This window comes from Bradyrhizobium sp. MI1.11 (assembly GCF_055811255.1).
In genome coordinates, this window is sequence record NZ_JBVVPM010000013.1 from 102,940 (window position 1) to 125,335 (window position 22,396).

Consider the following 22,396-nt stretch of genomic DNA (forward strand, 5'->3'; position numbering starts at 1 on the left):
CGCGGCACTTGGAATGAAAGCTGGGGATCATGCTTGACTATAACCAGCCGATAGATCGGGCCGGACCGGAGGCCCCGCAGCAGCGGCCTCGGGTTGGCTTCAACGTGCTGGAGCTGGTCAATCTGCTCTGGCGGCGGAAGGTCGCGATTGCCGTTGCCGCGCTGCTCGGTGCAACGGCCGCCGTCACCGTGGGCAAGAGCCTGACGCCCCGCTACACCGCCACCGCCCAACTCTATGTCGACCCGCGCGAGCTTCAGCTCGTCGATCGCGAGCTAACGCCTCGCGCGCAGGACGTCTCCGGCATGTCGATGGTGGTCGAGAGCCAGGCGCGCCTGATCACCTCCAACAGCGTGCTGCTCCAGGTGATCCAGCAGGCTGATCTGGACAAGGATCCCGAATTCGGCGGCGGCGCCGACGGCAAAGGCGTGATGTCCTCGCTGCTCGGTCTGATCGGCCTTCAGCCCCGCGCGCCCTCCGCCACGGAGAAGAGGGAAGTGCAGCTCGCCGCCCTCGAGGCGCTGAACCGGCACATCACGATCCGCAAGACCGAGAAGAGCTTCATCGTCGACATCGAGGTCTGGTCGACCGATCCGGCGAAAGCGGCGATGCTCGCCAACACGCTGACCAGTGCCTACCTCGCGGAATCCCGCAACTCGCAGGCGTCAGCCGCGCGGCGCGCCACCAACGATCTCTCCGGCCGCTTGAAGGAGCTGCGCGAGCGGCTGCGCAACGCCGAGACCGTGCTTGCGACCTACAAGGCCCAGAACAATTTCGTCGGTACCCAGGATGCGCTGATCAGCGACCAGCAGCTTTCCGCCAGCAACCAGCGGCTTTCCGCCGCCCGCGCCGCGACCATGGACGCGCAGGCGCGCCTCGATCAGATTGAGGCGAGCCGGCGCACCACGGCAGATGCGGGCGCGAACTCCGAAGCGCTGCAATCGCCGACCATCGCGAACCTGCGCGCGCAATATGCCGATGCGCGCAAGAAATATGCGGAGCAGGCCGGCGAGCTCGGCCCACGTCATCCGGCGCTGCGCCAGACCGAGAAGCAGGTCGAAGATCTCAAGCGCACCATCAACGAAGAGATCGACCGCTTCGCGCAGTCCGCCAAGAACGATTTGACGCGTGCCCGCGACTTTGAAGCCTCGCTCAGCCGGGCGCTGGAGGCACAGAAGCGGCAGAGCGTCCAGCTCAGCCAGGCCGCCGTGCGCTTGCGCGAGCTCGAGCGCGAAGCCGATGCCAGCCGTGACGTCTATCAATCCTTCCTCAAGCGTTCGCGCGAGACCGAGGAGCAGGAGACGCTGAACACCTCGGCGGCCCGAATCATCGGCGAAGCGACGGTGCCGCAGCGGCGCTCGTTCCCGCCGGCGATGAGCCTGTTCGCCATGATCGGCTTCATCTTCGGCGCGATCGCTGCATCGAGCTGGTTCGTCGCGGCCGAACTGCTGTTCGCCGGCGCATTCGCGCCGGCACCGGCGCCGGCCCGGCCCAATCGCACTCCGTTGCCGCAAGCTCCGCGAGCTTCAGAGCCTTCGCGAACGGCGGAGACCGCCCGGCCCCACCCGGCCTCGCGAGCCCCGGAAGCCGCGGAGGCGCTGCCGGAACTCGCTGCTCCGCCGCTCCAACCCTCGATGGTCGAGAAGCCCCTGATCGAAAAGCCGCTGATCGCGCGCCTCCAGGAGGCCGACGTCATCCACACGCTCGGTGCCATTCTCGCCACCGGCGGCGGCATCGACCTCACCCGGCTAGGCTGGCCGACGCTGCGCCCCGGCTTTCCCCTGACGACGCTGCTCAACGCCTGGCGCGACATGCGCGCTACGGCGGGCCGGCGCGTCGGCGGAAAGACAATGCCTGTTATCGCGCTCGTCGGTGCCAGTGAGACCACCGGGCGCAGCGTGACCGCGCTGAATTTCGCGCTCGCGGCCGCGCGCGACGGCGCTCGGGTACTGATGATCGATGCCGACCACCAGGCCCACTCGCTCTCGAACAAGGTCAACCGTCCCGGCAAGAGTGAGCCGAGCAAGGTTGGATGGCTTTCGATCGGCAGCAAGGCCGCGCGCGAGATCAAGACACTCAACGGCATCTCGGTATTGCCGGCCGCCGAACGCGACGCGGGCAAGGCCACTGACGCCATCCGCAAGGCCATCGAGCAGGCGCGCTCCGCCGGCGGTTATGACCTCGTGATCCTCGACGGTCCCGCGGCGCCACTCACGACCGGCAGCCGCAAGCTGCTCGATGATGCCGACGCGCTGGTGGCGGTGCTGCCGACCAGCCTCGACATCAACGACGGCCTCGAAGAGATATTGAGCACGCTCGGCCGCGCCGAGCGCAAGCTCGTCGGCGTCGTGCTCGACGAACTCACCCCTATGGCCCAAGCTCGCCAACGAGGCAGACAATATGCTTGAGCGCCGCATCAATCTCGATGGCCGGACCGCAACTGCCGACGTGCCGCGGATCACCATCGGCGGCCTTCGCATGGCCGCACTCGACCTGGAAGCGACCGCGGATTTCATGATCGAGGCGACCGATCCGCGCCATCGCATCGGCCGTCCGCTGCACCTGACCTCGGCCAACGGCGAGGTGCTGGCGCGGTGCTCGACCGAACCGGAGACCGAGCGCCTGTTCCGCGGCGCCGACCTCATCAACGCCGATGGCCAGCCGCTGGTGGCGGCGTCGAGGCTGCAATCCTGGTTTCCGCTGCCCGAGCGCGTCGCCACGACGGATCTGTTTCACGTCGTCGCGCGCAAGGCCGAAGCGGTCGGCCGCACCTTCTACATGTTCGGCGCGAGCGAGGACGAGAACGCCGCTGCGGTCGAGAACGTCCGGAAGATGTATCCAAACCTCAAGATCGTCGGCTACAGCCACGGCTATCTCCGTGGCGATGCACTGCGCGCGAAGGTCGACGAGATCAACGCGCTAGCACCGGATTATCTCTGGGTTGCGCTGGGCGTGCCAAACGAGCAGGCTTTCGTCGAGGAATTCACGCCGCATCTCACCAATGTCGGCGTCATCAAGACATCCGGCGGCCTGTTCAACTTCTTGTCGGGAAGCCGCGCCCGCGCGCCGCGATGGATGCAGAAGATCGGCCTGGAATGGGCCTGGCGCACCTTGCTCGAGCCCCGCCGCCTGTTCTGGCGTTATTTGACCACCAATCCTCGCGCGATCTATCTGCTGTTCAGCCGCAATCGGCCCCTTAATCGCTGAGTAGAACGACATGACCGCCGCCGGTTATCAGCCCCGCCTGCGCTGTTTCAACGCCGGCGGCGCCGGTATTGCGCCTTGCGGGTCGGGCTCATAAGCGGCTAAAGAGACTGTCACAGTCGGCGCCGGCAACTTTCGCGGCCGCCGCATGTTTTTGTATGGCCGCCGACACAAGCGGCACAATCGGCTCAGCCAATAGCGCGAGCCAGCTTTTCACAGCGAAGGCCACGATCGAGTCCGCGCATCGGCCTGCTTTCAGGCGCGACCCAAGGGAGCACGGAACGAATGCATCAGGCCGCAAGCCTGCAATTCGAGCGCATGATGGACGAGCTCATCCTCTGGCATGCCGTGCCGGAGGACGAACGATCGCCGGCGCCGGCCTGGTGGTGGGGTCCGGCGATGGCGGTATTCGACACGCACGAGCCGATGCGACAGGCCTGGTGTCGTGAGCTCGGCCTTAACGACGGATCGAGCTTTGCCGAAGGAGCGCATATCCTTATCGCGCTCTTCGCCGAACAAACCTCGCTTCCGTGGCCGGATGATTTTCCACGCAAGGCGGAGATCAGGGAAGAGGACGTCCGCGAGCTCCACCCGCAGCCATCAGACGACAGCGCTTTTCAACCGTAGCGCCGCGGCCGCGGTGGCGGCATGGTCCGGCTCCGGCTGGAGCGGCGGCGCGACAGACGGCTCCGTCGGCCGCAGCAGCTCGGCCATCTGCCGCGCCGGCACCGGCTTGGAGATCAGGAAGCCCTGCATCTCGTCGCAGCCATGAGCGCGCAGGAACGCCTCCTGTTCAGCGTTCTCGACGCCTTCCGCCACCACGGTCATACCGAGCGCCTTGCCCATGCTGATGATCGCCTGCGCGATCGCCTGATCCTCCGCATCCTGCGGCAGGTCGCGCACGAAGGAGCGGTCGATCTTGATGGTGTCGATCGGAAAATGCTTCATCAGCGACATCGACGAATATCCGGTGCCGAAATCGTCGATCGCCAAGCGAATGCCGCGGCTCTGGATGGCGTCGAGCACCTTGATCGCACGTCCGACATTGCGCATCATCATACTCTCGGTGACTTCGAGCTGGAGCAGCACCGGCGACATGCCGCTTGCGGCGAGCGCTTCGTCGACGTCCTGCAAGAGATGCTCGTCGACGAACTGGCGCGGCGACAGGTTCACCGCCATGGATACCGGCAAGAGGCCGCGCCGCTGCCAGGCCATGGCCTGCGCGCAGGCCTCCTTCATCACCCAGCGGCCGATCGGCACGATCAATCCGGTCTCCTCCGCCAGCGGAATGAACTGCGCCGGCGAGATATTGCCGAGATCGGGATGCGTCCAGCGCAATAGCGCTTCCACGCCGGTGATCTGGCCGGTCACCATGTCCACCTTGGGCTGGTAGTTCAAAGTGAACTGATCCCGCTCCAGCGCCCGGCGCAGCGCGCTCTCCAGCGACAGCCGCTCGATCGACTGCGTGTTCACTTCCTTGGAGAAGAAGCGATAGCCGTTCTTGCCGTCTTCCTTGGCGAGATACATCGCCATGTCGGCATTCTTGGTCAGCGTCAGCGCGTCGGCACCGTTGGCCGGATACATCGCAATGCCGATGGAGGCGGTGGTGTGGCACTCGTGGCCGGCCAGCTCCATTGGCTTCGCGAGCACGCGGAGCAGTTCCGTCGCGATGCGCTGGACGTCGTCGATCTCGCCGCACTGGTCGAGGATAACCACGAACTCGTCGCCTCCGAGGCGCGCCACCACGTCGCTCGCTCGCAGCGCGCTGCGCAACCGGTCGGCGACTTCGAGCAGGAGCAAATCGCCCGCCTCGTGGCCGAGCGAATCGTTGATGACCTTGAACCGGTCGAGATCGATGAACAGCACCGCGAAACGATGGTCATGGCGCTCCGCCGCATCGATTGCCGCGCGCAACACGGCACTGAATGTCTCGCGGTTGGGCAGGTTGGTCAGGCTGTCATAGGAGGCGAGATACTCGATCCGTTCGTCGGCCTTGTTCTTCTCGTCGGCGCGATCGAAATTCTCCATCGCGAAGGAGACGTTTTCGGCGAGACGCTGCAGCAGCTCGACGAACTCGTCGGTAAAGGCGGCAGGCTCCGCCGACAAGTAGATCATGACGCCAACTGCCTGGTCGTGGGCGACCAGCGGGAATGCCGCTCCCGAGCGCGCGCCGTCGCCGCGGACGATGGCGTGGAAGGCGCGGACGCGATCGTCGTTGAGATAATCGTTGCTGATGCAAGGCTGGCGCGTGCGGAATGCCGTGCCGCTCATCCCACGACCTTCCGGGCAATCGGGGTCGATGGAGAGGCGGACGGTGCGCGTGGTGCCGGCCGCGGGTCCGGCGCTGGCGACGATTTCCAGCTGGTCGCTCTCGGCGCTCGCGAGCGCGATGGTGGTGGAGGTGAATTTTGCGCCATTCGAAGCAGCAAGGCAGACGAGGTCGAACAGTTCGGCGCGCGACTTCGCCCGCATGATCGCCTCGTTGGTGGCGCTCAGCGACGCAAACATCCGCGTCAGGCGTTCCTTCTGCGCTTCGGTGCGGGCCTTCTCCTCGGCACGATCGAAATTGTCGAGGGCGAAAGAGACGTTTTCAGCCAGACGTCCGAGCAGCTCGACCAAATCGGGTGTGAACGTATTCTCTTCCGGTGCGAGGAAAAGCAGGATGCCAATCGGCTCCTGGCCGCCCCGCAGCAGCGGGAAGCTGGCAGCAGCCCGGGTTCCATCCTCGATCGCCTTGGAATGCCAGTACACCGATCGCGGATCATTCAGATAATCGTTGATGACACTGGCCCGGCGGGTCCGCAGCGACATCCCTATGATTCCCTGGCCTTCAGGATGGTCGGCGGAAACAAGGCAGGTGCGTCCCACCATTCGTTCCTGCAGGCGTCCCTTCACGGCGACGACCCGGACAAGTTCACGTTTGTCGTCCAAAGTGGCGATTGTCGCGGAGGCGAACACCCCGCCGAGCACGGCGGCCTGGCACGCGACCTCGAACAGCTCCTCGCGCGTCTTGGCGCGCATGATGGCTTCGTTGGTCGCGCTCAGCGCCTCGAACATGCCACTCAGGCGATCGCGCTGCTTGTCGGCCCGCGCTTTTTCGTCGGCTCGATCGAAATTCTCGAGCGCAAAGGCGACGTTGGCCTGGAGCTTACGCAGGAGCTCGACGAACTCGTCCGTGAAAGTGCCGCGCTCGCGCGAGTTAAACAGGAATACGCCTTCGACCTTGTCGCCATTGAACAGCGGCAGCGCGGTTGACGACGCAATGCCGTTGCGACGCGCGCTGGCGTGCCAGGGCTCGAGGCGGGCGTCTGCCAGGATGTCGTTGCTAATGCAAGCCTTCCGGGTCCGGAACGCAGTGCCGGTCAACCCACGTCCCTCCGGCACCTTGTCGCTGACCGGCAATCTGAAGGTTCGTACCTCAGCGGCGTTCGGTCCAAAGGATGCGACAACGCGAAGCAGTCCCGCGTCGCGGTCGAGCAACGCGATCGAGGTCGAGGCGAACTTCGCGCCCTGCGCCGTGGCTTCGCAAACCAGGTCAAACAGTTCGCTGCGGGATCTTGCCCGCAGAATGGCCTCGTTGGTCGCGCTTAGCGCCGCGTACATGCGCGCCAGCCGTTCCTCCTCCAGCGCGATCTGGGCCTTCTCCTTGTCGCGGTCAAAGTTCTCGAGCGCAAAGCATACGGTTTCGGTCATCCGCAGCAACAGTGCGACGATGCCTTCGTCTTTCGCCCAGGCTTTGCTCACAAAGAAAAACAGCACGCCGATGCTGGTGCCACGCTTGATCAAGGGAGCAGCCACGCAGGCGACGGCGCCGGCATCGACGTTGGTTTGCTCCCAGGTCGTCCCCTTGGTACGATTGAGGAGGTCGTCCTCGACGATCGCTTTCTGAGTCCGGAACACCTGGCCGGAGATGCCCTTGCCATAGGGACTCTCCGCATCGATCGAGTAGCGCGTGCGTCTGATCAGATCCAGATTTTGTCCGGTCGCTGCCACCGGCGTCAGCCATTCGGAATCCGGCTCGCGCAGCAGAACGAAAGTGGCAAGCGATTTGCCGCTATGCACAGCGGCGTCGCAGACCCGCTGGTATAGATCCTGCTCAGTGCTGGCGTGAAGGATTGCTTCGTTGGTCGCAGTGAGCGCGCCGAACATGCGGTTGAGCCGCCGCACTGCCCGCTCGCCATCCAGGCGCGCTGTCTCGCGCGCGAAATTCTCCAGCGCATGTGAGATATTGCTCGACATCCGCTCGAAGAGCGAGACCATCGCCTCGTCGAGCGTGCCTGCCCCCGAGCGCGTCACATACAACACGCCGATGCTGCGACCGCCACAGATCAGGGGAAGCGCCGCGGCTGCCCCGACACCCGCTCCGGCAGCGCCTTCGCGCCACGCGAGCGAGCGCGGATCGTTCAGATAATCGTTACTGATGCAAATCCCCTGGCTGCGAAAGGCTTCGCCGCCGACGCCCGACCCCTCCGGCGTGCCGGCCTCCGTGGTGATCGTGATCGCACGCAGCCGCGCAACGTCGTCGCCGCAGCCGGCGGCAAATCGGAGCCGCTGGCCATCCGGCTCCGCCAGGAACACGGCGACGGCCATGAAGTCCCCACTCGAAAACCCGGCGTCGCAGACCTTCTGGTACAGCTCGTCCGGCGACTTCGCGTAAAGGATGGCTTCGTTGATGTCGCTCAACGCTGCAAGTGTGCGCGCGAGGGTCGTCTGCACGATCTCAACTCCCCGGCATTTCTGCCATTTTCTCCCGGGTAGCTTATGAGGGCGATGGCCTAAGTGGTGGTTATTGGTTCCCGCAAACCGTCGATCAAAGTGAACGAGCTGCAAACAGCTGTCGCGAACCTGTCAAAATCGCTATACTGGATGGCGGTTTCAGCCACAGACGCGCTCCCTTTACGAATTTGCAGCCCTGTATTGGTTTACGGGAGATTGATATCGCACCGGTGCTTTGAGACGATGGCTTCCAACAGGCACAGCCCGCCAAGGGCGAGACCTGAGGAAACGCCATGCCGATCGTCCAGGCCGACCGCCTCACGCGCATCAGCGCCGCGCTGCTTCGTGCCGCCGGAGCTTCCGCGGAAGAGGCCGACGCGATCGCATGCGGCTGCGTCAACGCCAATCTCGCCGGCCACGATTCCCACGGCGTGATCGCTGTTCCCGCTGATGGCGATGCGCGAAGGCATGATCGGGATCGCGACGGCGGATTCCGGCCGCTCGCGGAAGCACGTGGCGCCCTTCGGCGGCAAGGAGGCACGGCTCGGCACCATCCGATCTCGATTGCGGTGCCGTCCGACCTCGATGCGCCGTTCTACCTGGACATGGCGACCTCTGCGTCGCGCGCTGGCGCGCGAGTACAGGCTCGATACGATCCTCGACCTGGCCTGACGGATTTCGGCCTGACGCAATTCGGAGAACAGCAGCATGACGCGGCAGATGGTACTGGTCGGCTTCCTTCAGGCCCAGAACTGCACGAATTTGCCTAGCTCGTGGCGGCATCCGGACTCGCGCGACGATTCGATGTCGGCGGACTATTATCAGGAGATCGCCAAAATCCTCGAAGCCGGCAAGTTCCACATGGCGTTCTTCGACGACCGGTTGGCGATGCCGGACCGCTACGGCAACGATCACGCCCACACCGTCGAATACGGCATCCGCTGCGTGAAGATGGATCCGCTGATCGTGCTGACCACGATGGGCATGGTTACGGAGAAGCTCGGGTTGGGGGCGACCGGCTCGACGACTTATTTCGAACCTTTCGACATCGCCCGCCGCTTCGCAACGCTCGACCTGATGTCCGGCGGACGCGCCGGGTGGAACGTCGTCACCTCGCTCAACGACGGCGAGGCACACAACATGGGGCGCGACTCTCATCCCGAACATGATTCCCGCTACGACAAGGCCGACGAATTCATGGAGGTCGTGCTCGGCCATTGGGACACTTGGGAGGACGGCGCGCTCATCATGGACAAGACGAGCGGCCGCTTCGCCGATCCAGCCAAGGTGAAGCGGCTCGATCACAAGGGCCCATTCTACAAGTCGCGCGGTCCCTTCACCGTGCCGCGCTCGGATCAGGGCCATCCCGTGGTCATCCAGGCCGGCGCGTCCGGACGCGGGCAGCGCTTTGCAGGACGATGGGGCGAAGTAATCTTTACCGCTGCACGTAACCTCTCCGCCGCCAAGGACGGCTATGCGGCGGTGCGTAACGAGGCCGCGAAAGTCGGCCGCGATCCGGAGGCGATGTTCCTCTGCAACCTGACGACGCCGGTTTGCGCCGCGACCAAAGCCGAGGCCGAAGATAAGATGGCGCTGATCAACAAGCTGCCGCTGCAGATCGATGCGATGTCGCTGCTGGCCGAAGCACTCAACTACGACTTCGCCTCCAAGGATCTCGACGAGCCGCTGACGACTGAGGAGTTGAAGAGCATGCAGGGCATTCTGGGCATCCGGGACGGCGTGCTCAAGAACTCCGGTAAAAGCAATCCGAGCGCGCGCGACTTCGTCACCTTCTCCGGCCGCGGTCAGGTCCAGGATGCGATGGTTGGCGGCCCCAAGGAGATTGCGGACAAGCTCGAAGAAATGTTCGTCGAGCGCGGCTGCGACGGTTTTGTCATCGCCGCGACCTATGTGCCCGGCTCCTATGCCGATTTCGTGCAATATATCGTCCCGGAATTGCAGCGGCGCGGATTGTTCCAGAAGGAATATCGCGGCAAGACACTGCGGGAAAATCTCGGGCTGAAGCGGCCGGCGGCCGGCGACTGGAAAGTGCAGCCGCGCGATGCCGCGGAATAACAACGGAGACACGGCATGCGCTGGCTGACATTCACGGCCGCGGACAAGACGTCCTGGGGATTCGTCGAGGGTGACCAAGTGATTGCGGTCGACGGCGATCCCTTCGGCGAATGGCAGCGGACCTCGCGCACGCATCCGCTGTCGCAGGTCAGAATCGAGCTTCCGCTGATTCCGCGCACCTTCTACTGCGTCGGCCTGAACTATCCGAAGCACCTGAAGGAGGCCGCCGACAAGCGGGGCGAAGTGCCGGCAGTGCCGGACAGACCAGAGATCGGCTATCGCGCTCAGAATGCGCTGATCGCACATGACGAGGACGTCGTGATCCCGTCCTTTGCGACGGACAAGATCCACTACGAAGGCGAACTCGTCGTCATCATCGGCAAGAAGGTCAAGCATCTCACGAAGCAGAATGCGATGGATTGCGTGTTCGGCTACACCATCGGCAACGACGTCAGCGAACGAAGCTGGCAGAAAGCCGACCGCAGCCTGTGGCGGTCGAAGAACGCCGACACGTTCAAGCCGATGGGCCCGTGGATCGAGACCGAAGTCGACCTCGCCCGTATGGAGACCATCGTTCGCGTCAACGGCGAGGAAACCAACCGCTTCCGCACCAACGACATGATCTTCGGCGTGGTGCCGTTCCTTGTCGAGCTATCCAAATACTTTACGTTATGGCCCGGCGACATGATCTGGATGGGCACCGACGGTGCGTCGCCCGACATCAAGCACGGCGATGTCGTGGAGATCGACATCACCGGCATCGGCACGTTGCGGAATAGATTCGTGCGGGAGGAGCGGTAGCCCACGTTGCACCAACAGTGTCGTCCCGGCGAAAGCCGGGACCCATGCGCCGCAGCAGATGTTTTGATTAGGACTCGTCGTTACGGCTTCGCAAGGCAATTGGCATTCGTGGTTATGGGTCCCGGCCTTCGCCGGGACGACGAAGCGCTGCCTCTCAAAACGGTAGGGTCACGCTGGTCTTGATCTCCTTCAGCACCACATTGCTTCTGACATAGCGAATGCCGGGAATGCGGAACATGAACTCGTCGAGAAATTTGTTGTAGGCCGTCATGTCCTGCACGACGACGCGCAAATGGTAATCGGCATCGCCCGTGGTCGCAAAGCACTCCAGCACCTCACGCCGCGTGGTCACCCGCGCGACGAACTGGTCGACGAATTTTGCGTCGTGCCGTTCCAGCGAGACGTGGAGGATCGCGGACATCGCGAAGCCGGCCTGCTCGCGCGCGACCAGGGCCGCATAGCCCTGGATGGCACCGCTCTCCTCCAGCGCGCGCACCCGGCGCCAGCAGGCCGAGGTGGACATGCCGACCGCGTCGGCGAGCTGCTGGTTGGTGGCGCGGCCGTCCTTCTGGAGATAGGCGAGAATCCGCGCGTCTTGGTCTTCGATCATGGAAAGCACCAAAATGGATTACCCTACCGATTTGTAGATTATAACGGACAATTCTACCACAATGGATATCCTATTCGGGAAAATAGGTAGGACCTACCAGTTGCCGAGGCCTACCCTTCTCCCATCCGGCAAGGATGCCGCGGGAGGTCCGCATGGACGCCATTTCCTCACTCGACGCCTACCAGCTTTCCGACCGCTACGATCGCGAAGAAGGCCGCGTCTTCCTCACCGGCACGCAGGCCATCGTCCGCATCGCGCTCGACCAGGTGCGGCGCGACCGTGCCGCCGGGCTGAACACGGCGGGCTTCATCTCGGGCTATCGCGGCTCGCCGCTCGGCGGCATCGATCTCGAACTGTGGCGCATCCAGGAGCGGCTGAAGCGGGACCGCATCGAATTCCTCCCCGCGGTGAACGAAGACCTTGCCGCCACGGCGGTGCTCGGGTCGCAGCAGGTCGAGACGCAAGCTGACCGCGAGGTCGATGGTGTGTTCGGGCTCTGGTACGGCAAGGGTCCCGGCGTCGATCGCTCCGGCGATGCGCTGAAACACGGCAATGCCTACGGCTCCTCACCGCATGGCGGCGTTCTGGTGGTCGCTGGCGACGACCATGGCTGCGTCTCGTCCTCGATGCCGCACCAGTCCGACGTCGCTTTCATGAGCTGGTTCATGCCGACGCTCCACCCCGCAAGCGTCAGCGAGTATCTCGAATTCGGTGAATATGGCTATGCGCTGAGCCGCTTCACCGGCATGTGGGTCGGCTTCAAGGCGATCTCGGAGATCGTGGAATCCGGCGCCTCCGTCGCGCTGCGCCCGCGGCGCGCCTTCCACACTCCGGACGTCACGCCGCCACCCGGCGGCTTGCACTATCGCTGGCCCGATCTGCCGGGGCCGCAGATCGAGGAGCGGCTGGAGGCGAAGAAGCACGCGGTCTACGCCTTCGCAAAGGCCAATCCGATCGATCGTCACATCTACGATATCCCGGGCGCTACCTACGGCATCGTCACCACAGGCAAGGCCCATCTCGATCTGATGGAAGCGTTGCGGTTGATGGATCTCGACGAAGCGGCCTGCCGCAGCATCGGCATCGACATCTACAAGGTTGGCATGGTCTGGCCGCTGGCGCTGCATGACGCGATGGCCTTCGTGAAGGGCAAGCGCGAGATCCTCGTGGTCGAGGAGAAGCGCGGTATCATCGAAAGCCAGTTCAAGGAATATTTTTACGATTATCCGGGCGAAAAACCCGAGCGCATGGTCGGTAAGCACGACGAAACCGGCGCGCGGCTGATCTCCTGGATCGGCGAATTGTCGCCGCGCGCGCTCGCTGGGGTGCTTGCACGCCGTCTCGATCCGATGTTCCCAAGCCTTAATCTCGCCGCGCGCGCAGCCGGCTTGATGCCTGAGGCTGCGCGCACGATCAACGTCAGCGGTGCGACGCGAACGCCGTATTTCTGCTCCGGATGCCCGCACAACACATCGACAAAAGTGCCGGAGGGGTCGAAGGCGCTGGCCGGCATCGGCTGTCATTTCATGGCGAGCTGGATGGACCGCGAGACATCGTCCCTGATCCAGATGGGCGGCGAAGGCGTGAACTGGGCCGCCTCGTCACGCTTCACCGGCAACAAGCACGTGTTCCAGAATCTCGGCGAAGGCACCTATTATCATTCGGGCTCGATGGCGATCCGGCAGGCGATCGCGGCCAAAGCCAACATCACCTACAAGATCCTGTTCAACGATGCCGTCGCCATGACCGGCGGCCAACCCGTCGACGGCCCGATCAGCGTCCACGCCATCGCGCACAGCGTCCGCGCCGAGGGCGTTGCGCGCATCGCGTTGGTGTCGGACGATCCAGCGCAATTTTCGCCAGGCGACCTGCCGGTCGGCGTGTCCATCCATCCGCGCGAAGAGATGGACGATGTACAGCGCGAGCTGCGCGAGATTCCCGGCGTCTCGGTTCTGATCTATCAGCAGACCTGCGCGACAGAGAAGCGGCGTCGTCGCAAGCGTGGGCAGATGATCGATCCCAAACGCTTCGCCTATATCAGCGATCTCGTCTGCGAAGGCTGCGGCGACTGCTCGGTCGAATCCAACTGCCTCAGCGTCGAGCCCAAGGAGACACCCTTCGGCCGGAAGCGGCGGATCAATCTCTCGTCCTGCAACAAGGACTTTTCCTGCCTCAACGGGTTTTGCCCTAGCTTCGTCACCGTTGAGGACGCGACGCGCCGGAAGAAGGGCGCAAGCCGGACCGACGCGGTCGGCCACGCGGCCACACTTCCCCTGCCCACTCTCGCAACGCTCGACCGTCCCTATGATCTGCTCGTCACCGGCGTCGGCGGCACCGGCGTGATCACGGTCGGCGCGCTGATCGGCATGGCGGCGCATCTCGAACGAAACGGCGTCTCGGTGCTGGATTTTACCGGCTTTGCGCAGAAATTCGGGCCGGTGCTGAGCTACATCCGGTTGGCCGCGTCCCCCGACGCATTGCATCAGGTCCGTATCGACCAGGGCGCGGCCGATGCGCTCATCGGTTGCGACCTCGTCGTCAGCTCCTCGCCGAAGGCGTCCGGCACCTATCGGAAAGGCACGCGAGCCGCGGTCAACACCGCGGAGATGCCGACCGGCGAGGTCGTCCGCTTCCGCGACGCGGATCTCGCCTCACCCGCCCGCCTGCGCGCGATCGGCCAGGTGATCGGCGACGGCAATCTCGACACCATCAACGCCAACGCACTGGCGGAGCGTCTGCTCGGCGATGCCGCCTATGCCAACATCGTCATGCTGGGCTTTGCCTGGCAGCGCGGGCTGTTGCCGGTCTCGCTGTCGGCGCTGTTGCGCGCGATCGAGCTCAACGGCGTCGCGGTCGAAAGCAACAAGCAGGCTTTCGCCTGGGGCCGGATTGCAGCGGCCGACCCTGACTTCTTGCCGAAGGTGGACGAAGCGCCCAAGGCCGAGACGCTCGACCAGCTGATCGACCGCCGCGCCGACTTCCTCGCGGCTTATCAGAACGATGCCTATGCAGCGCGCTATCGAGCACGCGTTGCAAACGTTCGCAATGCGGAAGCCAACCTGAATAGCGAGAAGTTGACCGAGGCGGTTGCGCGCGCCCTGTTCAAGCTGATGGCCTACAAGGATGAGTACGAGGTGGCGCGCCTGCACATGCAGAGCGGCTTCCTCGACGAGCTGAAGCGCGAGTTCGAGGACGGCTTCAGCGTCAAATACCATCTCGCTCCGCCCTTCCTGCCATCCGAGCGCAACGCCCGCGGCCGGCCGCGCAAGCGCGCCTTCGGCCAGTGGATCCAGCTGCCGCTCGCCGCGCTCGCGCGACTGAAAGGGTTGCGCGGGACAGTATTCGATCCGTTCGGCTACACCGTCGAACGCCGCACCGAGCGAAACCTGATCGCCTGGTATGAGGGCGTGATCGAACGGATGCTCGGCGAACTCGATGCGGCGCGCCTGCCCGATCTCGTCGTGATCGCCAAGGCGCCGATGGAGATCCGCGGTTACGGGCCGGTGAAGGACATCGCGATCGCGAAGGTGAAGCCGGCGGTCGAACGGCTTCTCGCCGATGTGATCGCAGCGTCGCAGGCAAAGTTGCGCGCCCACGGTTGACGTGATGCCGGCGAGGCTTCAGCCTCCCGAATTCGAGGGCTCCATGATGGAGCCGGGCAAGCGGGTGACGCATCATGGATTTCGATCAGTTGACCCTACCCAGGCCGCCGCCGACCTCCGCGCCGGCAAGGTGACGAGCACAGCACTCACGACGGAAGCGCTTGCCCGCGCCAAAGCCAATGCCGACCTCAATGCCTTCGTCACCCTGGACCAGGCCGGCGCCCTGAAGGTTGCTGCCGCATTCGACGCGACGGGCGACCGGACAAAACCGCTTGGCGGCGTGCCCATCGTGATCAAGGACAACATCGAGGTTGCCGGGCTGCCCTGTAGCGCGGGCACGCCGGCCCTGAAGGATTACGTTCCCACGGCCGACGCGCCAGTTGCGGCAAAACTGCGGGCCGCAGGCGCGGTCATCATCGGCAAGACCAGCATGCACGAGCTCGCCTTCGGCATCTCCGGCTACAACACCGCATTCAAGACCGCTGCCGAGTTCGGCGTGCGCAACGCCTATGACCGGGCCCTGATCGCCGGCGGCTCTTCCTCCGGGACCGGTACCGCGATCGGCGCGCGCATCGTGGCAGGCGGGCTCGGCACCGACACCGGCGGATCGGTCCGGGTGCCGGCTGCGCTGAATGGATGCGCCTCGCTGCGCCCGACCATCGGACGCTATCCGCAAGCTGGAATTGCGCCGCTCTCGCACACCCGCGACACCGCGGGTCCCATGGCCGCGACCATGGCGGATGTCGCGCTGCTCGACCGCGTCATTGCAGGCGGCGATGCCATCGCGCCGGCCGATCTGAAGCTGGTGCGGATCGGCATCGTAAAGGCGATGCTGAGCAATCTCGACGCCGACACCGACGCCGCATTCGAGGCGGCCGTCACGAAAATGAAGGCGCAGGGCGTCACCGTCATCGAAATCGAGATGCCGCTGCTCGCCAAACTCAACGGCCAGGTGAGCTTTCCCGTCGTGCTGTATGAGGCCTATGACGACATGGTCGCGTATCTCAGACACACCGGTACCGGCCTCAGCATCGCGGCGCTGGCAGCGGAGATATCCAGCGCAGACGTCAAGGGTACCTATGATGGGCTGGTGATCCCGCGCAAACTGCCCGCCCCCGATGGCACGCTGGTTGACGCCAAGCCGATCTACGACGCCGCGATCAACACAGCGCGCCCCGCGCTTCAGGCGCTCTACAGCAGGACTTTCGCCGACAACCGGCTCGATGCCATCGCCTTCCCGACCACGCCGCGCGTCGCCATTGCCTCCAATCCCGATTCCAGCAGCCTCGAAAATTTCGGCCTGTTCATCCAGAACACCGATCCCGGCAGCAATGCCGGAATTCCCGGAATCCAGATCCCGATTGCGCTCGGCCCGGTCAGCAAGCTCCCGATCGGGCTCGAGCTGGATGGCCCGTCCGGAAGCGATCGCCGTCTACTTGCGGTCGGGATGGCACTTGAAAAAGTGTTCGGACGGCTGCCGGCGCCGTCCCGATCATGAATAGGGATTGATCAGCTTCTGCTGCTCGGCGCTATGATGCACGAGCATGTCGATGAAGGTCCTGACCTTTGCCGACAGATGATGGCGGTGTGGATAGACGGCATTCATCGACATCTCGACTGGACGATATTCGGGCAAGAGGCGCACGAGCCGACCGGCCTCGAGATCGTCGCGGATCAGAAATCCGGCCATCAGGCAGACGGCAGCGCCTTCCAGCGCCACCTTTTGCAAGGCCTCACCGCTGTTGGTGATGAAGCTGCCGGAGATGCGCACCGATGCCGGCGCGCCCTTGCGATCGAAGAAGCGCCAATCGTCGCCGAACGGATAATTCAAATGGCGCCCGCAATTGTGCGCGGCGAGCTCGTCGAGCTTCTGCACGCGACCGTGCTTGTCGAGATAGTCGTGCGAGCAGCACAGGACGTGGCGCCAGGTGGCCAGGCTGCGGACGATCAGGCTCGAATCCGGCGGCGCGGTCATGCGCAGAGCAACGTCATAACCTTCTTCGATGAGATCGATGTCGGCCTCGCCCATGCGCAGATCGATCTTGAGCTCCGGATAGGCCGACAGGAGCTTCGCCACCACGGGCGCAACGAACGGCACCATATGCGTGGCGACGTGGATCCGTAGCGTGCCGCGGGGCACCGACTGCAATTCGCTCGCGATATCGTCGGCCTGTTTGATTTCGGCGAGTATCTGGATGCAGCGGTCGTAATAAGCCTTGCCGATGTCGGTGAGGCTGACCTTGCGCGTAGTGCGCTGAAGCAGCCTCACCCCGAGGCGGTCTTCCAGCGCCTGGACGTGATTGCTCACCATGGTGGTCGACATGTTGAGCTTGCGGGCTGCTGCAGAGAAGCCGCCGGCCTCGGCCACCCGGCTGAAGACTTCGAGACTTGTCAATCGGTCCATACCGACTGATTATCCGCTCTTGGTCGATAATCGCAAGGAATTCTGTCCGATTATCCATCAGATCGTCTCGCGCGCGGATGGCGGATGGGTTAGCCGCAATCGCTCGACAGAGGCGGCAATCGCTCTGGGGCAGTCGCACCTCCGGCTCGGTAAACCATACGCGAAGGCGGGTCCCCGGACTATCCACTCTCAGCGGATAATCCTTCCGGTATTTCGCCGATTATCGATCGAGCGAAGAAGACCGATAGTCTCAGCCACCAGACAGGAGACTGCCATGTCCGAGATGCCCCGCACCGAAAACTTCCAGCAAGCGACTGAGATACTGCAAGCTTCTCCGCCGGTGCCGGTGCGTGGTCCGACCCGGAATATGGTCCGGCGGGCGGCGTTGGCGCTCGCGTTCCTCGCGGGCACAGCAGCGATTGTCCATTACGGACACGACTACTGGGTCAACGGCCGTTATCTCGAGACAACCGACGACGCCTATGTGAAGGCCGACTCCACGATCGTCGCGCCAAAAGTCTCGGGCTACATCGCCAAGGTGCTGGTCAGCGACAACGAAAAGGTCAAAGCGGGCCAGGTGCTGGCGAAGATCGACGACCGCGACTTCAAGGCGGCGCTCGACCAGGCCCGCGCTGATGTCGCTGCGGCGGAAGCATCGGTGCGCAACCTCGACGCCCAGCTCGAACTCCAGCAGCCGATCATCGAGCAGAGCACGGCCGATGTCGCTGCTGCGGACGCGAATCTGAAATTTGCGCAGGAGGAGCGCGCCCGCTACGACGATTTGATGAAGTCGGGCTCCGGCACGATTCAGCGCGCACAACAGACTGACGCTGCGTTGCGCGCCAGCAATGCACAGCTGCAACATGCCAGGTCGGGCCTCGTGGCCGCGCAACGCAAGGTCGACGTGCTCACCACCCAGCGCGCGCAGGCTACGGCCCAACTCGAACATGCGCGCGCGGTCGCGGAGCAGGCGACGCTGAATCTCTCCTACACCGAGATTACCGCGCCGGTCGACGGCACGGTCGGCGCCCGCTCATTGCGCGTGGGACAGTTCGTGCAGGCCGGCACGCAATTGATGGCGGTAGTGCCGCTCGATGCGGTCTATGTCGTGGCAAATTTCAAGGAGACGCAACTCACCCATGTCCGCTCCGGCCAGCCGGTCGAGCTGCACGTCGACAGCTTCCGCAACCAGACCCTGCGCGGCCATGTCGACAGCCTGTCGCCGGCGAGCGGCCTTGAATTCGCGCTGCTGCCGCCCGACAACGCCACGGGCAATTTCACCAAGATCGTGCAACGGGTGCCGGTGAAGATCGTGCTCGACGACCACAGCCTGACCGGCCTGCTGCGCCCCGGCATGTCCGCGGTGCCGACCGTCGACACCAAACAGGCCGTCATGGCCGAGCGCGAGACGGCAAAGCATCTCGCCGACAACGCGGCCCGTCCTAACGGCGGCTGAAGCCGGGAGGGTCCCGTGGGATTTTCAAATCCTGCCGGATGATCCTTCCTGCGCTTCTCCGATTATCGAAACCAACTGCTTGATCCATCCTGTCTCCGTAACCGAGACGAGGCCTCCATGAGCACGCTCCAAACGACCGTCAACGCCGCCTCCGCCGCCAAAATCCCCGCTTCAGTCGCGGCCCCCATAACGCCTGCCGTGTCGACCAAGACCTGGATTGCCGTGATCGGCGCGACGCTCGGCGCCTTCATGGCGGTGCTGAACATTCAGATCGTCAACGCGTCGCTCGCCGACATCCAGGGCGCGATCGGCGCCGGCATCGACGATGGCGGCTGGATCTCGACCTCTTATCTGATCGCGGAGATCGTGGTGATCCCGCTCTCGGGCTGGCTGGCGCAGGTGTTCTCGATCCGCATCTATCTCCTCACCAACGCGGTCCTCTTCCTGGTCCTATCGGCCGCCTGCGCGTTGGCGCAGGACCTGCCGCAGATGATCGTGCTGCGGGCGGTGCAAGGTTTTACCGGCGGCGTGCTGATTCCGATGGCGTTCACGCTCATCATCACATTGCTGCCGCGCGGAAAGCAGCCGGTCGGCCTCGCGCTGTTCGCGCTGTCGGCGACGTTCGCGCCCGCGATTGGCCCCACCATCGGCGGCTATCTCACCGAGAATTTTGGCTGGCAGTACATCTTCTACGTCAACGTCGTCCCGGGCGGGATCATGGTCGGCATGCTCTGGTACGCCCTCGATGCAAAGCCCATGAAGCTGTCGCTGCTGCGCGACGGCGACTGGGCCGGCATCATCACCATGGCGATCGGATTGTCGGCGTTGCAGACCGTGCTCGAGGAAGGCAACAAGGACGACTGGTTCGGCTCGCCCTTCATCGTCAAGCTATCCGTCATCGCGGCCGTGGCGCTGACCGCCTTCCTGATCATCGAGCTCACGGTGAAGAAGCCGCTCCTCAACCTGCGTCTGCTGGTACGCCGCAACTTCGGCTTCGGCATGCTCGCGAACTTCCTGCTGGGGATCGCACTCTACGGCTCGGTGTTCATCCTGCCGCAATATCTGGCCCGCATCCAGGGCTACAATGCCGAGCAGATCGGCATGGTGCTGGCCTGGACCGGCCTGCCGCAACTTCTGCTGATCCCGCTGGTGCCGCGGCTGATGCAGAAGCTCGATGCGCGGCTCATCATCGGCGTCGGCTTCGTCCTGTTCGCGGCCTCCAACTTCATGAATATCTATATGACCGGCAACTATGCCGCCGATCAATTGCTCTGGCCCAATGTGGTCCGCGCGATCGGCCAGGCGCTGGTGATGGCGCCGCTGTCCGCGGTGGCCACGGCCGGCATCGAGGCGGAGAATGCGGGCTCGGCGTCCGGCCTGTTCAACATGATGCGCAATCTCGGCGGCGCCGTCGGCATCGCGCTGTTGCAGACGCTGTTGACCAAGCGCGAGCAGTATCACTCCAACGTGCTGATGCAGTCGGTCTCGCTGTTCGAGCAGGCGACGCGGACGCGACTGGAACAGCTCACGCAATATTTCGTCAATCACGGCATTCTCGACCGGGCGGACGCCTCGCATCGCGCCTATGTCGCGATCGGACACATCGTGCAGAAGCAGGCCTATATCCTCGCCTTCAGCGACACTTTCTATCTGCTCGGCGTGGCACTGATCGTCGCGCTGATCGCCACCCTGTTCCTGAAGAAGGCCGGCCATGCCTCGGCCGGCGGCGCCCACTGACCTCAACCCAGCAAGCAAGGAGAACGACCATGAAACCCCGCATGAATTTCTACCAGGCCGCACCCGACACGATGAAGGCGCTGATGGCACTGGAAGAGCAGATCCAGTCAACCGGCCTGGAGAAATCGCTGATCGAGCTCGTCAAGATCCGCGCGTCGCAGATCAACGGCTGCGCCTTCTGCATCAACATGCACACCGAGGACGCCCGCAAGCGCGGCGAGACCGAGCAGCGCATCTATCTGCTCAATGCCTGGCGTGAATCCCCGCTCTACACCGACCGCGAGCGCGCCGCGCTGGCCTGGACCGAATCAGTGACGCTGATCTCCGAGACGCACGCGCCGGACGATGTCTACGAGCAGGTCCGCGCGCAATTCTCCGATGCGGAGACGGTGAACCTGACCATGCTGATCGGCGCCATCAATACCTGGAACAGAATCGCAATCGCGTTCCGTGCGGTGCACCCGGTGAAGGTGAAGGCGTCGGTGGCGTGAGGTGCTGACGCGTGAGACCAAACTGCCTCAATACATTCGACTGTCATGCCCCGGCTTGACCGGGGCATCCAGTACGCCGCGGCTTCTCGAGACCAGCACTCCCGTAACGGAGTACAGGATCGCCCGGTCAAGCCGGGCGATGACACCGGGCGTGTGGCTAAACCGCCGTCGCCTTGGCGAACTCCACGTAGATCTCGCGCAGCCGCATGGCCATCGGGCCGGGCTTGCCGTCGCCGACCTTCTTGCCGTCGATCGCAACCACCGGCTGGACGAACAGCGACGCCGAGGTGGCAAAGGCTTCCTTGGCGGCGAGCGCCTCGGCGACCGTGAAGGAACGCTCTTCGACGCGGAGCTGGCGCTCTTCCGCCAGCGCCACCACCGCCTTCCGGGTGCAGCCCGGCAGGATCGCATTGGAGTTCTTGCGGGTCACGATGACGTCGTCCTGGGTGAGGATGAACGCCGAGGACGAACCGCCTTCGGTGACGTAGCCGTCTTCGAGCATCCAGGCTTCGCCCGCGCCGGCCTCGGCCGCGGCCTGCTTTGCCAGCACTTGCGCGAGCAGTGCGACGCTCTTGATGTCGCGCCGCTCCCAGCGGATGTCGGGCACGGTGATCACGTTGATGCCGGTCTTGGCCGAGGCGGCGTTGATGATGTCCTTCTCCGACGTGAACATCACCAGGCTCGACTTGACGTCGCCCTTGGGGAAGGCGAAATCGCGGCCCTTGTCGGCGCCGCGGGTGACCTGGAGATAGACGAGACCGTTCTCGACCTGGTTGCGCGCGATCAGCTCTTTCTGGAGCTCGGTGATACGCTCGACCGTCTCGGGCAGCTTCAGCTGGATCTCGCCGACCGAGCGCTCCAGCCGCGCCAGATGCGAGGCATTGTCGATCAGCTTGCCGTCGAGCACGGCCGAGACCTCATAGATGCCGTCGGCGAACAGGAAGCCGCGATCGAGGACCGAAATTTTGGCGTCCGAGAGCGGGACGAATGAGCCGTTGACATAGGCGATCGGATCCAAGGCAGGTCTCCTGGGGAGGAAGGGATTTGGCGCGCTTATACGTGAAATGGGGGCGGCGATCACCCCTCTATTCGTCATTCCGGGGCATTCGCGCAGCGAATGAGCCCGGAATCCATTTCGCCTCGTACAATGCCGCCCGATGGATTCCGGGCTCGGGGGGGGGGGGGGGGCCCCGGGGCGGCGGGCGGGGGGGGCCCCCCCCCGGGTTTTTTTGGGGGGGGGGGGTTTTAAAAAAAAACCGCCCCCCCCCCCCCCCGGGGAGGGGGGTGGGGGGGGGGGGGGGT

At 64.2% G+C, this 22,396-nt stretch carries 14 protein-coding genes and 1 pseudogene; 10 read left to right on the forward strand and 5 right to left on the reverse strand.

Going from position 1 to position 22,396, the window contains the following annotated elements; translation table 11 throughout:
- The first annotated feature begins 29 nt into the window (after positions 1–29).
- From AC0L30_RS15890 to AC0L30_RS15900, 3 genes are all read left to right on the forward strand, one after another.
- On the forward strand, positions 30–2,405 hold the full coding sequence (locus tag AC0L30_RS15890) for an exopolysaccharide transport family protein (RefSeq protein ID WP_473404674.1): 2,376 nt from the start codon (positions 30–32) through the stop codon (positions 2,403–2,405).
- A complete protein-coding gene (locus tag AC0L30_RS15895) occupies positions 2,398–3,204 on the forward strand; it encodes a WecB/TagA/CpsF family glycosyltransferase (protein ID WP_007597006.1) in 807 nt (268 codons plus the stop codon). Before AC0L30_RS15890 ends, AC0L30_RS15895 begins: the two co-directional genes overlap by 8 nt.
- Positions 3,205–3,486: 282 nt before the next feature.
- Positions 3,487–3,828: a hypothetical protein gene (locus AC0L30_RS15900; RefSeq protein ID WP_219680722.1), complete on the forward strand. Its 342-nt coding sequence runs from the start codon at positions 3,487–3,489 to the stop codon at positions 3,826–3,828.
- Here the strand turns inward: AC0L30_RS15900 and AC0L30_RS15905 are convergent.
- Positions 3,802–7,917 (reverse strand): GAF domain-containing protein, encoded by a 4,116-nt coding sequence (locus AC0L30_RS15905; RefSeq protein WP_473404675.1) that lies wholly within the window; start codon positions 7,915–7,917, stop codon positions 3,802–3,804. The two genes, AC0L30_RS15900 and AC0L30_RS15905, sit on opposite strands and share 27 nt — an antisense overlap.
- Before the next feature lie 206 nt (positions 7,918–8,123).
- Positions 8,124–8,627: a hypothetical protein gene (locus AC0L30_RS15910; RefSeq protein WP_219680717.1), complete on the reverse strand. Its 504-nt coding sequence runs from the start codon at positions 8,625–8,627 to the stop codon at positions 8,124–8,126.
- Between AC0L30_RS15910 and AC0L30_RS15915 the strand changes: the two genes are divergently transcribed.
- Together AC0L30_RS15915 and AC0L30_RS15920 are read left to right on the forward strand one after the other, a co-directional pair.
- Complete coding sequence (locus AC0L30_RS15915) at positions 8,626–9,993, forward strand: LLM class flavin-dependent oxidoreductase (protein WP_354201650.1); 1,368 nt, start codon at positions 8,626–8,628, stop codon at positions 9,991–9,993. The genes AC0L30_RS15910 and AC0L30_RS15915 overlap by 2 nt on opposite strands.
- Before the next feature lie 15 nt (positions 9,994–10,008).
- The gene (locus tag AC0L30_RS15920) at positions 10,009–10,794 is read left to right on the forward strand and encodes a fumarylacetoacetate hydrolase family protein (protein ID WP_473404676.1); all 786 of its coding nucleotides are present in this window, start codon (positions 10,009–10,011) and stop codon (positions 10,792–10,794) included.
- Between the two features lie 154 nt (positions 10,795–10,948).
- Here the strand turns inward: AC0L30_RS15920 and AC0L30_RS15925 are convergent, their stop codons facing one another.
- On the reverse strand, positions 10,949–11,404 hold the full coding sequence (locus AC0L30_RS15925) for an Lrp/AsnC family transcriptional regulator (protein WP_473404677.1): 456 nt from the start codon (positions 11,402–11,404) through the stop codon (positions 10,949–10,951).
- Positions 11,405–11,556: 152 nt separating this feature from the next.
- On the opposite strand from AC0L30_RS15925, the gene AC0L30_RS15930 reads away from it, so the two are divergent.
- Complete coding sequence (locus AC0L30_RS15930; RefSeq protein ID WP_473404678.1) at positions 11,557–15,006, forward strand: indolepyruvate ferredoxin oxidoreductase family protein; 3,450 nt, start codon at positions 11,557–11,559, stop codon at positions 15,004–15,006.
- A gap of 74 nt (positions 15,007–15,080) precedes the next feature.
- A pseudogene (gene iaaH, locus AC0L30_RS15935) lies at positions 15,081–16,504 on the forward strand (indoleacetamide hydrolase).
- Here the strand turns inward: iaaH and AC0L30_RS15940 are convergent.
- Complete coding sequence (locus AC0L30_RS15940; protein ID WP_473404679.1) at positions 16,499–17,410, reverse strand: LysR family transcriptional regulator; 912 nt, start codon at positions 17,408–17,410, stop codon at positions 16,499–16,501. The pseudogene iaaH and the gene AC0L30_RS15940 sit on opposite strands and share 6 nt — an antisense overlap.
- A gap of 274 nt (positions 17,411–17,684) precedes the next feature.
- Between AC0L30_RS15940 and AC0L30_RS15945 the strand changes: the two genes are divergently transcribed.
- The 3 genes from AC0L30_RS15945 to AC0L30_RS15955 all read left to right on the forward strand — a co-directional run bounded on the left by AC0L30_RS15945 (position 17,685) and on the right by AC0L30_RS15955 (position 21,094).
- Complete coding sequence (locus AC0L30_RS15945) at positions 17,685–18,866, forward strand: HlyD family secretion protein (protein WP_007597019.1); 1,182 nt, start codon at positions 17,685–17,687, stop codon at positions 18,864–18,866.
- 117 nt (positions 18,867–18,983) lie between these two features.
- Positions 18,984–20,603, forward strand: coding sequence for an MDR family MFS transporter (locus tag AC0L30_RS15950; RefSeq protein WP_473404680.1), 1,620 nt, complete (start codon positions 18,984–18,986; stop codon positions 20,601–20,603).
- A gap of 29 nt (positions 20,604–20,632) precedes the next feature.
- Entirely contained in the window at positions 20,633–21,094 is a 462-nt protein-coding gene (locus tag AC0L30_RS15955) for a carboxymuconolactone decarboxylase family protein (protein ID WP_354168701.1), read from the forward strand.
- Between the two features lie 157 nt (positions 21,095–21,251).
- Here AC0L30_RS15955 and AC0L30_RS15960 read toward each other — a convergent pair whose 3' ends face one another.
- The gene (locus AC0L30_RS15960; protein WP_354201656.1) at positions 21,252–22,112 is read right to left on the reverse strand and encodes a D-amino-acid transaminase; all 861 of its coding nucleotides are present in this window, start codon (positions 22,110–22,112) and stop codon (positions 21,252–21,254) included.
- Between the last annotated feature and the right edge of the window lie 284 nt (positions 22,113–22,396).

Coding starts and splice junctions, on each gene's coding strand:
- AC0L30_RS15955 (WP_354168701.1), top strand. CDS start 20,633: ATGAAACCCCGCATGAATTTCTACCAGGCCGCACCCGACACGATGAAG.
- AC0L30_RS15945 (WP_007597019.1), top strand. CDS start 17,685: ATGTCCGAGATGCCCCGCACCGAAAACTTCCAGCAAGCGACTGAGATA.
- AC0L30_RS15890 (WP_473404674.1), top strand. CDS start 30: ATGCTTGACTATAACCAGCCGATAGATCGGGCCGGACCGGAGGCCCCG.
- AC0L30_RS15950 (WP_473404680.1), top strand. CDS start 18,984: ATGAGCACGCTCCAAACGACCGTCAACGCCGCCTCCGCCGCCAAAATC.
- AC0L30_RS15915 (WP_354201650.1), top strand. CDS start 8,626: ATGACGCGGCAGATGGTACTGGTCGGCTTCCTTCAGGCCCAGAACTGC.
- AC0L30_RS15920 (WP_473404676.1), top strand. CDS start 10,009: ATGCGCTGGCTGACATTCACGGCCGCGGACAAGACGTCCTGGGGATTC.
- AC0L30_RS15900 (WP_219680722.1), top strand. CDS start 3,487: ATGCATCAGGCCGCAAGCCTGCAATTCGAGCGCATGATGGACGAGCTC.
- AC0L30_RS15895 (WP_007597006.1), top strand. CDS start 2,398: ATGCTTGAGCGCCGCATCAATCTCGATGGCCGGACCGCAACTGCCGAC.
- AC0L30_RS15930 (WP_473404678.1), top strand. CDS start 11,557: ATGGACGCCATTTCCTCACTCGACGCCTACCAGCTTTCCGACCGCTAC.
- AC0L30_RS15910 (WP_219680717.1), bottom strand. CDS start 8,627: ATGCTGCTGTTCTCCGAATTGCGTCAGGCCGAAATCCGTCAGGCCAGG.
- AC0L30_RS15940 (WP_473404679.1), bottom strand. CDS start 17,410: ATGGACCGATTGACAAGTCTCGAAGTCTTCAGCCGGGTGGCCGAGGCC.
- AC0L30_RS15925 (WP_473404677.1), bottom strand. CDS start 11,404: ATGATCGAAGACCAAGACGCGCGGATTCTCGCCTATCTCCAGAAGGAC.